At 42.2% G+C, this 14867-nt stretch carries 12 protein-coding genes and 1 rRNA gene; 10 read left to right on the plus strand and 3 right to left on the minus strand.

The window, feature by feature from the left end; genetic code table 11:
• A 5S ribosomal RNA gene (gene rrf, locus FTU66_RS09030) occupies positions 1 to 86 on the plus strand; the annotation flags it as partial.
• Between the two features lie 120 nt (positions 87 to 206).
• Here the strand turns inward: rrf and FTU66_RS09035 are convergent.
• Entirely contained in the window at positions 207 to 890 is a 684-nt protein-coding gene (locus FTU66_RS09035) for a TIGR04219 family outer membrane beta-barrel protein (protein WP_180112697.1), read from the minus strand.
• Positions 891 to 1062: 172 nt separating this feature from the next.
• On the opposite strand from FTU66_RS09035, the gene FTU66_RS09040 reads away from it, so the two are divergent.
• The 3 genes from FTU66_RS09040 (at position 1063) to FTU66_RS09050 (ending at position 4667) form a co-directional block, all read left to right on the plus strand.
• Entirely contained in the window at positions 1063 to 2505 is a 1443-nt protein-coding gene (locus FTU66_RS09040; protein WP_180096436.1) for an aldehyde dehydrogenase family protein, read from the plus strand.
• 565 nt (positions 2506 to 3070) lie between these two features.
• Positions 3071 to 4555, plus strand: a complete 1485-nt coding sequence (locus FTU66_RS09045) for a sodium-dependent transporter (protein ID WP_180112698.1) — start codon at positions 3071 to 3073, stop codon at positions 4553 to 4555.
• 1 nt (position 4556) lies between these two features.
• Positions 4557 to 4667 carry a methionine/alanine import family NSS transporter small subunit gene (locus tag FTU66_RS09050; RefSeq protein ID WP_004970370.1) on the plus strand — a complete coding sequence of 37 codons (111 nt, stop codon included), beginning with the start codon at positions 4557 to 4559 and terminating at the stop codon, positions 4665 to 4667.
• A gap of 129 nt (positions 4668 to 4796) precedes the next feature.
• On the opposite strand, the gene rsmB is transcribed toward FTU66_RS09050, so the two are convergent.
• Both rsmB and fmt read right to left on the minus strand, forming a co-directional pair.
• A complete protein-coding gene (rsmB, locus tag FTU66_RS09055; protein ID WP_180112699.1) occupies positions 4797 to 6104 on the minus strand; it encodes a 16S rRNA (cytosine(967)-C(5))-methyltransferase RsmB in 1308 nt (435 codons plus the stop codon).
• On the minus strand, positions 6101 to 7063 hold the full coding sequence (gene fmt, locus FTU66_RS09060) for a methionyl-tRNA formyltransferase (protein ID WP_180112700.1): 963 nt from the start codon (positions 7061 to 7063) through the stop codon (positions 6101 to 6103). The genes rsmB and fmt overlap by 4 nt, the downstream gene beginning before the upstream one ends.
• Before the next feature lie 370 nt (positions 7064 to 7433).
• Between fmt and ilvD (FTU66_RS09065) the strand changes: the two genes are divergently transcribed.
• The 6 genes from ilvD (FTU66_RS09065) to FTU66_RS09090 all read left to right on the plus strand — a co-directional run bounded on the left by ilvD (FTU66_RS09065) (position 7434) and on the right by FTU66_RS09090 (position 14707).
• Positions 7434 to 9263 carry a dihydroxy-acid dehydratase gene (ilvD, locus tag FTU66_RS09065; RefSeq protein WP_019837334.1) on the plus strand — a complete coding sequence of 610 codons (1830 nt, stop codon included), beginning with the start codon at positions 7434 to 7436 and terminating at the stop codon, positions 9261 to 9263.
• 112 nt (positions 9264 to 9375) lie between these two features.
• A protein-coding gene (locus FTU66_RS09070; protein ID WP_180112701.1) for an IS3 family transposase occupies positions 9376 to 10613 on the plus strand; the annotation gives its coding sequence in 2 pieces (ribosomal slippage) (positions 9376 to 9712 and positions 9712 to 10613; 1239 coding nt in all).
• Between the two features lie 197 nt (positions 10614 to 10810).
• Complete coding sequence (gene ilvD, locus FTU66_RS09075) at positions 10811 to 12496, plus strand: dihydroxy-acid dehydratase (RefSeq protein ID WP_004970362.1); 1686 nt, start codon at positions 10811 to 10813, stop codon at positions 12494 to 12496.
• 118 nt (positions 12497 to 12614) lie between these two features.
• Entirely contained in the window at positions 12615 to 13934 is a 1320-nt protein-coding gene (locus FTU66_RS09080) for a hypothetical protein (protein WP_180112702.1), read from the plus strand.
• A complete protein-coding gene (locus FTU66_RS09085) occupies positions 13924 to 14211 on the plus strand; it encodes a chorismate mutase (RefSeq protein ID WP_168541878.1) in 288 nt (95 codons plus the stop codon). The genes FTU66_RS09080 and FTU66_RS09085 overlap by 11 nt, the downstream gene beginning before the upstream one ends.
• 316 nt (positions 14212 to 14527) lie before the next feature.
• On the plus strand, positions 14528 to 14707 hold the full coding sequence (locus FTU66_RS09090) for a hypothetical protein (protein WP_004970356.1): 180 nt from the start codon (positions 14528 to 14530) through the stop codon (positions 14705 to 14707).
• Positions 14708 to 14867 lie beyond the last annotated feature (160 nt).

A 14867-nucleotide genomic window follows, 5' to 3' on the forward strand; every position in this document is an offset into this window, starting at 1 on the left:
TGATCCCTTCCCGAACTCAGAAGTGAAACCTCTTCGCGCTGATGGTAGTGTGGGGTTACCCATGTGAGAGTAAGTCATCGCCAGCTCATTATTCAAACACCCTCAACTAGCGTTGGGGGTGTTTTTTTATGTAAAAAAGAAAAGTAGAATGAATAAAAAACCCTTAAAAAATTTAAGGGTTTTAAACTTATATAAATATCAAATATTTAGAAATGTGCTTCTAAACCTAAATATGGGCCTTTAAACTCTAATTGAGTTTCCTGATTGGAATCTTGATTGAGCTTAATATCTAAAATGCGATAGCCCGCTTTTAAACCCACATCGACTAAAATGGCATCTATAAAGTTATATTTAATTTCTGCCTGAGCATCACGAACTTCATTGTCGCTATTTTTGGCGTAATTTGCTTCAGCTTTGGCACTTAAACCCGTAAACGGTAATTTAACTGCTGCCTCTGCATATAACATAGCTAAAGTTTCACTGACGTCTTGTGTTGAAAACAAATTCGATCTTAAGTCACCTTCAAGTACTTTGGCGCCAAATCCAACATCTGCTGCAACAATGTTATCTAAAATTTCATAATATAAAATGAAGTCTGAGTAATCTAAATCCAGCTGATTGATTTTTACACCAGCAGCGCTTTGCTCGCTTTCGGCCTGCAAATTGGCATGCTTAATTTTGGCATTGGGTAAAAAAGGAACAGGATGTTCTACTGCCAGAGTAAAGGGTAAGGCAAAATCGTCAACTAAGTTTGGTGATAACTGAGCCTGATTCCAGTCTGCGCTATATTTCCAATAATCTACACTGGCTTTTACCCCAATAATATCGGCATGAACCGCTGAACAACCAATTAAACTGCATGCTAAAGCAAAACGTTGTAATGTAAGCATATAAACCCTAGTATTTTGTCATCATCATTTGGGATGAATGGTGTGGTGTTGTATGTTCTCGTGACAAAAAATCATGTGAAATATTGTCCAACTTAGCGCATCATACATTTTCTAGAATCAAAATTCTTGTAAAAATATAGCTTAATTCGCGCCAAAAATAGAGGATTTCAGTATGCAAAATGTCCATCCACCTGTCGATTATCCGCTCTATCTTGCCAATAAAGCCGTAGAAACAGGGCAATGGTTAGCCGTTCAGCATAAATATTCTCAAAATTTATATGCGCGTGTCGCACTTGCCGATGCGAAAAGTATTGAAAAAGCCATTCGTGCAGCCGTAAAAGCAGAAGCCGAAATGGCAAAGTTACAGCCCTTTCAAAAACAAAAAATTCTCTTGCATTGTGTGCAGCGTTTTCAAAACATGCGTGAAGAATTGGTCGAAATTTTAATTGCCGAAGGTGGAAAACCACGTTTGGCTGCGATGGCAGAAGTCGAGCGTTTAATTAATACCTTCCAAATTGCGGCAGATGCGGTGTCACAACTAGATGAAGGGCGTATTTTGCCGTTGGCAGTGACGGCTGCTGCTGCGAATTATCAAGGGATGGTTAAGCATGTACCCATTGGTACCGTGTCTTTGATTAGTCCTTTTAATTTTCCGTTGAATTTAACTGCACATAAAATTGCACCTGCGATTGCCGCAGGTTGTCCTTTTGTATTAAAACCTGCCAGTGCCACGCCTATTTCAGCATTGAAAATTGCAGAAGTGTTGGCAGAAACAGATTTACCTAAAGGTGCGTTTTCGGTATTGCCTTGTGAGCGTGAACAAGCCGATGTTTTAGTCACGGATGACCGCTTTAAACTGCTCAGTTTTACCGGTTCAGATGTGGTGGGTTGGGATATGAAAGCCCGCGCAGGACGCAAAAAAGTAACGCTAGAGTTGGGCGGCAATGCAGCAGTGATGATTGAACCCGATACTGAATTGAATGATGCATTGATTCATCGCTTAATTGGTGGTGCGTATAATCATGCTGGGCAGGTGTGTATTAGTGTGCAACGTATTTTGGTGCATGCTGACGTATATGCCGAACTGAAAAAGAAACTTGTGAGCCAGCTCAAGAAAATTAAAGCGGCAGATCCTGATTTAGACAGCACTTTGGTCGGGCCAATGATTAAGGAAGCTGAAGCGCAGCGCTTGAAAAAGTGGATTGATAAAGCGGTGAAAAAAGGCGCAAAAATATTGGCAGGTGGCGAGCTGAAAGGTGTGATGTTTGAACCGACTTTATTGGAACAGGTCGATCCAAACTTGGAAGTTTATAAAGATGAAGTTTTTGGCCCTGTTGCCATTTTGGAAAAATATTCATCTTTTGAGCAAGGGATTGCACGTATCAACCAAAGTCGTTTTGGTTTACAGGCGGGTATTTATACACAAAGCTTGGAAAAAATGCTGTATGCATGGGATCAGTTACAAGTTGGTGGGGTGATTATTAATGATATTCCATCGTTCCGTGTGGACAATATGCCTTATGGTGGCGTGAAAGATTCGGGTTTAGGGCGAGAAGGGATTCAATCTGCTATTCGGGATATGCAGGAAGAGCGTTTATTGGTAATTAAGCGTTAAGTATCTGATCTAATGATGCATCGTTATAAATAAAGAGAAAGGATGAGTTAACTCTGAATTTTGAGATGATTGATTACAGTGCTGTAGTTCGGTGAATAATAGGCTACAGCGCTGCTAAAATAGATGAAAATTAAAATAACTCAAATAGCATCAAAATTCCATTCCAAATAGTTATACGATTTATAACTAAAAAATCAAGTCAAAATGGAGTGGAATTTGAACGTTTGATTAAAAAAATGCATACAAAAAGCATCTTTCTAAGCAGAATTTACAGAAAAATTGTTCAAAAATGAGTATTGTTAAGCCATACAAAAGCGCAATATTGGGCAAAGACTTTAAGCAAGATTTTCCGAATATTTCGCTGTTTGACCTTTAGAATTTGATGCTCAAAAGGTGTGACTCTAAAGCAAACACCCAGATTTTCATTTTTTGCAGGATATTTTTTGCGTGCGCTAAAGTACCGTTATATAAAGTAAATTTAAGCTAATGAAAAAGCAAGTTATTTATATAAAAGGTCAGAATTAAAAAACAAGCAGCAAAAAATAGCCTGAAGTTTAGGTGTTCTATGACAGATTCTCGTGAGAGTTGGTCCGCGCGATCAGGCTTTATTATCGCAGCCATTGGTTCTGCGGTCGGGTTGGGCAATATTTGGCGTTTCCCTTATGTTGCCTATGAAAATGGCGGCGGCGCATTTTTAATCCCTTATTTAATTGCGATCTTTGCCGCAGGTTTGCCATTGCTGTTTTTGGACTATGCAGTCGGACATAAATACCGTAAAGCACCACCAACCGCTTATAAAAAGCTCATGAACAGTGAAGCATTGGGCTGGTGGCAGGTGATGGTGACTTTGCTGATTGGTATTTATTATGCCAGCGTATTGTCTTGGGCAGGCAGTTATATGTTCTATTCCATTGGTCAGCAATGGGGAACAGACACTGAAAAATTCTTTTTCACAAGCTACTTACAAAATGGTGAAGGTTTAGCCTTTGGTTTTGTACCAACCTTATTTATTGGCTTAGTCATCGTATGGACGGTGGTGATGTTCATTTTATATGGTGGGGTGAAAAAAGGGGTTGAGCTGTCAAATAAAATTTTTATACCACTTTTGCTGATTTTGTTCTCTATTCTCGTGGTTCAAGCTTTACGTTTACCGGGTGCAGTCGATGGCTTAAATGCTTTCTTTACGCCTAACTGGGAAGCGATGGCGAACTATAAAGTATGGTTAGCTGCCTTTGGTCATATCTTCTTCTCACTTTCAGTGGGTTTCGGGATTATGTTGACCTACTCATCTTACCTAAAACGTAAAACCAACTTGACTGGTTCAGGCTTGGTGGTTGCACTTGCAAACTCATCTTTTGAAATTTTAGCGGGTATTGGTATTTTTGCTGCGCTTGGTTTCATGGCGTACAGCGCAGGTTCATCGGTAGATGAAGTGGTTTCGGGCGGTATTGGTTTAGCTTTTATTGCATTCCCGAAAATCATTTCAAGCTTGGGTGCAGGTGGCGATTTATTTGGTTTCTTATTCTTCGCCTCATTGACGGTTGCAGGGGTGACCTCAATGGTGAGTATTCTGCAAGTGCCCATTGCTGCGTTCCAAGACAAACTGGGTTGGTCGCGTAAGCGTGCAGTAACCATCATTGCGGGTGGTTCAGCTATTGTTTCAACCATTTTATTCTCTACCCACAGCGCGATCACTTTTGTCGACATCATTGACTACTTTGCCAACAACATTGGTATTGTTGGTGGTGGTTTATTGTCGATCATTTTGGTGACTTGGTTCCGTCGTCCATTGCTCAAAGAATTGCAGCAACACGTTAACCAATACTCAAGCATTAAATTGGGTTGGGGCTGGAATTTCCTATTAACCATCGTGACTCCGCTTTCATTGCTCGTGGCTTTAGGCTTAACCCTGAAATCTATTTTTGCAGAAGGCTATGGTGGTTATCCATTACACATTTTACTCACCGTGGGTGGTGGTACCGTAGTGCTCTTTATTATTGGCGCGGTATTGCTTAGCCGCTTAAAAGATCACGACGCAACGGAGAAATAAGATGAATACATCTGCATTGGTGATGTTGATTATTTCAACAGTGGTACTTTGGGGTGGTTTAGTTTTGGCGATGATTCACCTGATCAAAAACCCAGATGAACTCGAAGACTAAGCATTTTGCTGAAACGGGTGCGATGCTGTAAAGCATTGCACTGGCTAACTAAAATAACCCTTGATTGATTCAAGGGTTATTTTTTTGGAAAGGCTATTAAATGAGAAGAATCGTTAAAACAGAAATAGCTTAGGCGGTTTTTTCAATACGACAATAATAAAAACCATCCCCGCGTCCTTGTTGCGGCAATAATTGGCGCCCATACAGTTGTGGAATGCCCCAATCTGCCTCAATTTTGACTTCTTTGGCATTTTGATGTTCGGCAAAGAATTGCTGCATTTGCTGTTCATTTTCGGCTTTTAAAACCGAGCAGGTAATGTAAAGCAAGGTGCCACCAACTTTGAGCTGTTGCCACATCTGCTGCAAAATCTGTTGCTGTAATACCACCGTCTGCTGAATATCGCTAGATTGACGCAGCAAACGAATATCTGGATGACGACGCAAGACTCCAATTGCAGAACATGGTGCATCCAATACAATACAGTCTACTGCTTCACTGGCATTCCATGTGGTTGCATCGGCAGCCAAAATTTCGACTTGCGCTTCTTGATTCAGTTGCAGACGTTCTAGGTTTTCGCTGACACGTAACAGACGTTTGGCATCCTGATCTAAGGCAATCAATTTTTTAGGCTGAAATTTTTCGAGCAGATGCGCTGTTTTACCGCCGGGTGCTGCGCAGGCATCGACCACGACTTTGCCATCTAAATTTGGCAAGAGCGTTGCACACAGTTGGGCATGTTCATCCTGAACGGAAAATACGCCTTCATCAAAACCAGGTAAGTCAGGAATGTGCACATTTTGCAACATCACAATGCCGACTTCAGACACGGTGCAAGCTTCTGCTGCAATCTCTTGTTCCTGCAAAATTTCTAAATAGTCATCACGGCTGATTTGGCGTGTATTAACCCTTAAGGTCAGAGGTGCGGTTTGCTTTAAAGTTTGCGTCAGTTGTTCTAATTGTTCAGGCCAATCTTTTTTCAAGCGTTTATACAACCAACTTGGCAAACCATGTGCCTGCGCCAAAGCCGTTTGAAATTCCGATGTTTCACGTGAAACACGACGCAGAATTGCATTCACCACACCGCTGAGTGCTTGATAGCCCAATTGTTTGGCTGCAGTTACGGTTTCTGAAATTGCGGCATGACTGGCTACACGGGTGCAAAGCACTTGATATAAGCCGACATATAAACAGGTTTCAATAGTTTCATTGTTGAGTGGTTTCACCAACAGCGGCAAAGTAATGCTTTTTAGGGCATACCATTGACGCAAGGTGCCCAAAACCAGCTCATGAAATAGAGCGCGGTCACGTTCTGCGATTTTACTTAAATGTGCAGGTAAGACGCTCGCCAACGATTGCCCTTGTTGTACAGCCAATAGCGTACGGATGACTTGGGCACGCAAGTTCAAATGTGAGTTGCCTGATTCAGAATGGCTCATGCGAGAACTTGTCCTGTTTGAAGTTTTTGAGTTTGAATGATTTGCACAGGATTCAGCGGTTTAGCGCCTGGCCATTGCAACGAGCTTAAGCATACCGCTTGTTGATCGCCACAAGCGACGTGTACACCTTGTTTGTCCAGTTTTAATATTGTGCCAGGCACCTGACCTTGGGCAGGTTCATCTGATAATGCTGAACTCCACACGCGTAAGTTTTGAGTGTCATCTAAAGGGATAAATGCCACCGGCCACGGGTTAAAGGCACGGATATTACGGTCAATTTCGGCTGCAGTTTGTGACCAGTCAATTTGTGCTTCGGCTTTGGTCAATTTGTGTGCATAGACCGTCAAGGCTTCATCTTGCACTTCACGCGCGGCTAAATAGTCTTGCAATTTTTGTTCTGAAGCCAGTACTTCAACAATTGCTTTGGCACCTTGCTGCGCCAGTTTGTCATGTAAAGTGGCAGAGGTGTCTGTGGCAGTAATTGGGCATAGGGTTTTATACATCATATCGCCCGTATCTAAGCCTGCAGCCATTTTCATAATGGTGATGCCTGTTTCGGTATCACCTGTGGCAATCGCGCGCTGAATCGGCGCTGCACCACGCCAACGTGGCAATAACGAACCGTGAATATTCAAGCAGCCATATTTAGGAGTATCTAAAACCACTTGCGGCAAGATTAAACCATAGGCCGTAACCACCATCACATCGGCATTCAATGCAGCCAATTCTTGTTGGGCCGCCAGACCTTCTTCAGTAGATGATTTAAAATGCAAAGGTTGATAGACAGGAAGATCGTGTTGTAGTGCCAATTGCTTCACCGCAGATGCTGTGAGTTTTTGTCCGCGTCCTGCTTTACGGTCAGGCTGGGTGTAAACCGCGACAATCTCATGTTCGGTGTTCAGGAGTGCTGCCAAAGCGCTTGCAGCAAATTCAGGCGTACCTGCAAAAACGATTTTCAATGGAAATCAACCCATAGTTTTAGATGACGCGGCAATTATAACAAATTGCGGCTCAAAGGTCGGAATGGGTTGTAACAAATCCACCTTGTCGCTGTGCTATAAATTATTATGATAAAAATTAGTAATGCAAAATTTAAAAATTATTCATGAAAGTTTTGTATTGCATTCAGTATGATCAACAAAGTGCTGTAGTTTTTCGTCACTTTTTATCCATCATAAAGTCGGTAAAGCAGCAGCCTTACTACCTCAAGCTGTAGTAAAATACAAAGACTCTTAAACTATTTTGCAGTGATACAGATCTTGCAAACAGTATTATTTCGCCAGAATGAATTTCAGATTCATTTCAGCACAACCAAGTTGGAACTTTATAATGCCTGACTATCGTTCAAAAACATCGACACACGGAAGAAATATGGCGGGTGCACGCGGCTTATGGCGTGCAACGGGTATGAAAGACGAAGATTTCGGTAAGCCGATTATTGCGGTGGTCAACTCATTTACCCAATTTGTACCTGGCCATGTGCATTTAAAAGACCTCGGTCAAATGGTGGCAGAACAAATTCAGGCGGCAGGTGGTGTTGCCAAAGAATTTAACACCATTGCCGTAGATGACGGGATTGCCATGGGTCATGACGGCATGTTGTATTCATTGCCATCGCGTGACTTGATTGCCGACTCGGTAGAATACATGGTCAGCGCACACTGCGCCGATGCAATGGTGTGTATATCCAACTGTGACAAAATCACACCAGGGATGCTGATGGCTGCCATGCGCCTGAACATTCCAGTGGTGTTTGTGTCTGGCGGCCCAATGGAAGCAGGTAAAGTCAAAATTCGTGGCAATGAACACGCGATTGACTTGATTGACGCGATGATTGTGGCGGCAGATGACAACTATACGGATGAAGAAGTTGCTGAATATGAGCGTTCTGCATGTCCAACTTGTGGTTCATGCTCAGGGATGTTCACTGCAAACTCAATGAACTGCTTAACAGAAGCTCTAGGTTTATCTTTACCGGGCAACGGTTCAATTGTAGCAACTCACGCCAACCGTAAAAAACTGTTTGATAAAGCAGGTCAGTTGATTGTGGAATTGGCCAAACGCCATTATGAACAAGACGATTACAGCGTATTGCCACGTTCAATTGCAACCAAAGCATCTTATGAAAATGCTATGACGTTGGACATTGCCATGGGCGGTTCAACCAACACCGTACTGCACTTGTTGGCGGCTGCCAATGAGGCAGGTGTGGATTTCACCATGGATGACATTGACCGTTTATCACGTAAAGTGCCTGTACTATGTAAAGTAGCGCCTGCAAAACAAGATGTTCACATGGAAGATGTACACCGTGCGGGTGGCATTATGTCTATTTTAGGCGAGCTGGATCGCGCAGGTTTATTGGACACTTCAGTAGGCACAGTTCACGAAGCGACTTTAAAAGATGCTTTGGATAAATGGGACATCATCCGTACCGAAAATGAAGACGTTTACCAGTTCTTCCGTTCTGCACCGGGCGGCGTACCCACCCAAACAGCATTCTCACAAGACCGTTACTATTCACGTTTAGATGGTGACCGTGACAATGGTGTGATTCGTAATGCAGAACACGCTTTCTCTAAAGATGGTGGTTTGGCGGTACTTTACGGCAATATTGCTTTAGATGGCTGTATTGTCAAAACTGCAGGGGTAGATGATTCCATTTTGAAATTTAACGGCACAGCACGTGTTTTTGAAAGTCAGGATGCTGCAGTAGACGCGATTTTGGGCGGTAAAATTACAGCGGGTGATGTGGTGGTGATTCGCTACGAAGGCCCACGTGGTGGCCCAGGTATGCAAGAAATGCTCTATCCAACCAGCTATTTGAAATCGAAAGGTTTAGGCAAAGAATGTGCCTTACTGACCGATGGTCGTTTCTCGGGCGGTTCTTCAGGTCTTTCAATTGGTCACGTTTCTCCAGAAGCGGCTGAAGGTGGTGCGATTGGTCTGGTTGAAGATGGTGACCGTATCGAAATTGATATTCCAAACCGCAGCATTCACTTGGCGGTAGATGACGCAACTATGGCGGCACGTCGTGAAGCGCAAGAAGCTAAAGGCTGGCATCCTGCAGAAGAACGTCCACGTAAAATTTCTAAAGCGTTGAAAGCCTATGCCATGCACACTACCAGTGCGGCAAAAGGTGCGGTACGTGAAATCTAAGCAGGAATTGGCAATTTAAGCTGTCACAAAAAGCACTCCAAAATCGGGGTGCTTTTTTTATGAGCCTGCTGTCCCGTCCTGAAATAAGTTTACACCTTAAGAGACTTATTTTATGGAACATAAACGAGAACAACGAGTTAAACGTACACAACGTGACTATAGCTTTGCCTTTAAAATGATAGTGGTACATGAAGTAGAAAAAGGGCAAATTACTTATAAGCAAGCTCAGGCAAAATATGGTATTCAAGGAAGATCAACTGTGCTGGTATGGTTACGCAAGCACGGACAACAGGATTGGACTTCGAATATGCCGACTTCTTCTAAACGCCAATTGACACCCCAACAACGAATCCGCCAATTAGAAAAACAGTTAGCCGCAGAAAAGCTCAAAACTGAATTTATACAGGATGTGATTTATCACATTGATAAAGAGTGTGGGACTGATCTTGGAAAAAAGTATACCGAGCACGTTTCAAAGATTGGCAAAGCCAAAGAAGACTAAGCGTTTCACGTTATTGTCAGTGGTTAGGAATCACTCGACAAGCTTATTATCAAGCAGAAAAACGTGCTCAAATGACTGCACAAGTAACAGAACAAATACTCGAGTTGGTTATGGAGTATCGCTGTCTCATGCCAAGTATCGGAACACGTAAGCTGTATTGGCTTATTAAAGGCAAATTGTTGCAGCGTGGTTTAAAGTGTGGACGGGATCAGTTATTTAAAATATTGAAAGAGCATAATTTATTGATTCGCCCCAAGCGTCGCTATACAAAAACTACGGATAGCAAGCATTGGATGAAGAAGCATCCAAATTTATTAAAGGATTATTCAGCAGTGCAAGCCAACGAAGTCTTTGTTAGTGATATTACTTATGTTGAGAGTGCTGAAGGCGTACATTATTTATCCTTAGTGACAGATGCTTATACCCGTCAGATTAAAGGTTATAAGTTATCGAATGATATGCGTGCGGAGAATGTTGTGCAGGCTCTACATATGGCGATGCAGCATGTGACGGATCGAGCGACAAGGATGATTCATCATTCAGACAGAGGCTCTCAGTATTGCTCTGAACTATATCAATCGGCATTACGCCATTATGGGGTATGTCCTTCTATGACAGATGGAGGCCTTGCGAAACAGTGTTTCTCATACCAGAATGCATTAGCAGAGCGGATTAATGGAATATTAAAGCAGGAGTTTTTAATTACACGATGTCAAACCATGAAGGAGTTAGATCACTTAATTGCGGAATCTATTATGATTTATAATTGCTATAGACCACATTTAAGTTTAAATATGAACACCCCGAATCAGACGTATGAGCAAACTAAAACCGAGCTAATTGCTTAACTCGGTTTGAAGTGGAATACTGTCAATCTATTTCAGGACAAGACATGCATTGAGCAATGTTAGTAGTGCAGCAAATTTGAGCAATGAAATTAGACAGGCATTTTCGTTTACATCCTGCCTGCTTTCGATACAATGAAAAATAAAATAAATTGTCATGATGAATACGTCATTTCACCCATCTTGCTAAGGAATCAGCCATGAGTAAACAGAATATCCGCGAACATTCAGCCGAAGTCTATGAAGGCATTGAAAATGCACCTGCACGTTCCATGATGCGTGCGGTGGGTTTTAAGGATGAAGATTTTACTCGTCCATTTATTGGCATTGCATCGACTTGGGCCAATGTCACACCATGTAATATGCATATTGATGGCTTAGCACGAGAAGCAGAAACAGGCGTGAATCAGGCGGGTGGTAAAGGCATTATTTTCAATACCATCACCATTTCAGACGGTATTTCAAACGGCACTGAAGGCATGAAATATTCATTGGTTTCACGTGAAATCATTGCCGATTCAATTGAAGCCGTGGTGGGTTGTCAAGCCTATGATGGTGTGATTGCAATTGGTGGCTGTGATAAAAACATGCCAGGCTGCATTATGGGACTGGCGCGTTTAAACCGTCCGGGCTTGTTTGTTTATGGCGGCACGATTAAACCGGGTGCAGGACATACCGATATTATTTCGGTGTTTGAAGCTGTGGGTCAGCATGCCAAAGGTGAAATTAACGAAATTCAGGTCAAACAAATTGAAGAAGTGGCTTTGCCAGGTGCAGGCTCTTGTGGTGGCATGTACACCGCCAACTCTATGGCATCGGCCATTGAAGCATTGGGCATGAGTTTGCCGGGGTCTTCAGCACAAGAAGCTGTTTCTCAAGATAAAATGGATGACTGCCAACGTGCAGGCGAAGCAGTCATGAATCTGTTACGTCTGGATATTAAACCACGTGACATTATGACCAAATCTGCCTTTGAAAATGCCATTAAAGTGCTGATTGCTTTGGGTGGATCGACCAATGGTGTACTGCATTTGATTGCCATGGCACATTCTGCAGGGGTTGAACTGACACTAGATGATTTCGTGCGTATTGGTCAGGAAACTCCAGTGGTGGCCGATGTACGTCCATCGGGCAAGTATTTAATGTCGGAGCTGATTGCCATTGGCGGAATTCAACCATTGATGAAACGTATGTTAGATGCAGGCATGCTCGATGGTTCTTGCTTAACGGTTACAGGTAAAACTTTGGCAGAAAACTTGGCCGATGTTGCTGATTATCCTGAAGGTCAGCAAATTATTTTACCGTTTGATGCGCCAATCAAAAAAGATTCACACTTGGTGGTTTTAAAAGGCAACTTATCACCTACGGGCGCAGTGGCAAAAATTACAGGCAAAGAAGGCTTGTATTTTGAAGGCCCTGCACGCGTTTTTGAAGGTGAAATTGGCGCGATGCGCGGCATTTTAGATGGTGAAGTGCAAGAAGGTGAAGTGGTGGTGATTCGTGGTGAAGGCCCTAAAGGTGGCCCGGGTATGCCAGAAATGCTGAAACCAACTTCTGCAATTATTGGCAAAGGTTTGGGGAATTCAGTCGCGTTAATTACCGATGGACGTTTTTCGGGTGGCAGTCACGGTTTTGTGATTGGGCATGTGACCCCAGAAGCGTATGAAGGCGGGCCAATTGGTCTGGTGAAAAATGGCGATAAAATTTCGATTAATGCCGAAACCCGTGAAATGACTTGGCATGTGTCGGAAGAGGAAATGGCAGCACGTAAAGCGGCATGGGTCAAACCAAAGCCAAACTATACCCATGGTGCATTGGCGAAATTTGCTAAATTGGCATCGGGCGCAGAAAAAGGTGCAGTGACTGATCTGAATTTAGAGGTCTAATTGATCATTTTTATATGAATTGATATAAATCCTTGTGTACTATTGAAGGACGAGCGCACATGATTTGCATGTGGCTTGTCCCCAAACCACAAGGATTTTCTTTTTAGAGGCTAATCTCATGTCACTGTTACGCCGTTGGTTCGATCCGATCAGATCGAGTTGGTTTTATCAAAAACCATCTCGGCAAGCGGTGTTGCCCACGGAACACGGACTGAGTGTGTATTTACGTCTAGATGATGTATATAGCTATTTGGCGGTACAGCAGTTGCCGCAATTAGAAGATATTCTGGCCGATGAATTAAAACCTTTAACCGTGGTGATTTCGCGGCAAAGTGGCGATGCACCGAATCAAATGTCGGCTGCAGAATGGCAAAATTATTGTATTCAAGATGCACAAATTCTTGCCAAACAACACCGTTTTAGTTTTCACGATAGCCCTGAACCACCGACTGCAGAGGCCTTAATGCAGGCAGAAGCTATTTTGCGGCATACGCCGTTACGTGGTCAAGATTTCTTGTATTTACTCGAAGATGTGTTTCACATGCTGTGGCAAAAGCAGTCGGGTAAATTACGCACTTTATATGCCATGTCCAGCCGTCATCATCAAATTCAGGATTTTCCTGAACGGGTTTTTGATGATGCACCTGTATTGGCCAGTTATTTTGAGTTTGGTGGACGTAAATATCATGCGGTCGATGATTTATTGCGTTTGACACGCCGTTTAAAACAACAAAAATTACTCACCGATAATCCTATTTTCTTGATCAATCACATTGAATGGCGAGAACATTTAATTAGTGATGCCGAAGAACTCAATGAAATTCAGGCACTCGACCCTGAACTGGATTTGTATATTGCACTGGAAGACCCGATTTCTTGGTTGTTATTGGCGTATATCAAAGAAGAATTAGCTGCCTATTACAATATCCATTTGAATGTGTATCCCTTATCTTATCATGGACGCGACTGGTTTGACTGGAGTTTGGCAACACGTTTATCTAAACGTACTGATGTTGCGTTTACGCCGTTTTGCCGCCCAACCGAAGCTGCCACGACTTACATGGCGCAGCTGTATTACAGCGTGCCTGAAGAACAGCGCGTCGATGCCATGTATCGTATTTTGCAGGCGGTATGGACGAGAGGGCAGGATATGTCTTTTAAGGCACATTTTGATCGGATGCAGCGTGAATTAGAGCTAGAACAACTGAGTACAGCCGATGTTGCTGAATTGCTCAAAGAAAATGACATGTTGTGCGAGATGAAATCTCAGCCCGATTTTCCTGTGCTGGAATTGCGCATTGATGGGCAAAGTTATGTATTTAACAGCTTATATCGGGTGTGGATGATTGAAAGTATTTTCAGTAATGTGTTAGAAGAAAAGTATAAGAGTGAAATTGAAAACGAAACTGAAAGTGTAGCCCCAGCCCATGAACAATGAAAAAGTAAACTCATTACAACAAGCACGTGACAAGATTGATCAGATAGATGTGGCTTTAATTGAACTGATTGCATCACGTCAGTTTTATGTCGATCAAGCCATGCGCCATAAACAGACGGTGGAAGATGTGCAATCACCACAGCGAGTGAAAGAAGTCATTGAAAAAGTGCGTACTCTTGCGCTGCAACATGATGTTGATCCTGATATGGTTGAGCGTTTGTACCACGATATGATTCAGCACTTTATTCAACGTGAACTGAAAGAATTCCGCCCTTAAAAAGTTTTTAATGAGTTTGGCGTGATACTTCAAACTCAGCCAATCCTTTCCTTTACGCTGCAAAATTGCGGTGTCTGTATTTATTTTTAACCTCGAAACAGTATTTTTAAAAATAATATGTTTATTTTTTCTATAGACAGCTTTTAGCGCAAAGCCTTGCCTGTCTTGGCTTTGCTGTTGCTTTTAAAAGCTATGGTAAAAAAAAGATTATGATTTTATTACATTTTTTAACATTGTAAGTTTGCATTATTCTGAAAAGTATATATATTGTATATACATCTTTTGCAAAGCAGTCTTTATTTTGGAGAGATCAGCAATGAACGAGCAAATCAAAAAAATAAAGACAGGCAAGAAAGATGGACAACTTTTAATTCGTATTAATAGTACTGAACGTGATGAATTTATTCGTTTATGTGAAGAACTTGATACTAGTGCTGCTCGTGAATTAAGAAAATTTATTCGTAGTTTTGTGAAACAACACAATGGCAACGAATAGCCTTACTAAGGAGTAATACCATGGCTAAGCAAGTTAAATCTTTGAAGCAAAAAATCAAAGCACGTTTGAAAAAGATTTCAAAACATAAAGGCAAATTGAAGCAACTTAAGCAAGAGCTTAAAAAACAGAAATAAGCCACAGCAAAAGCATGATCTCTTAA

Source organism: Acinetobacter sp. YH12131 (assembly GCF_013418635.1).
Classification (GTDB): domain Bacteria; phylum Pseudomonadota; class Gammaproteobacteria; order Pseudomonadales; family Moraxellaceae; genus Acinetobacter; species Acinetobacter towneri.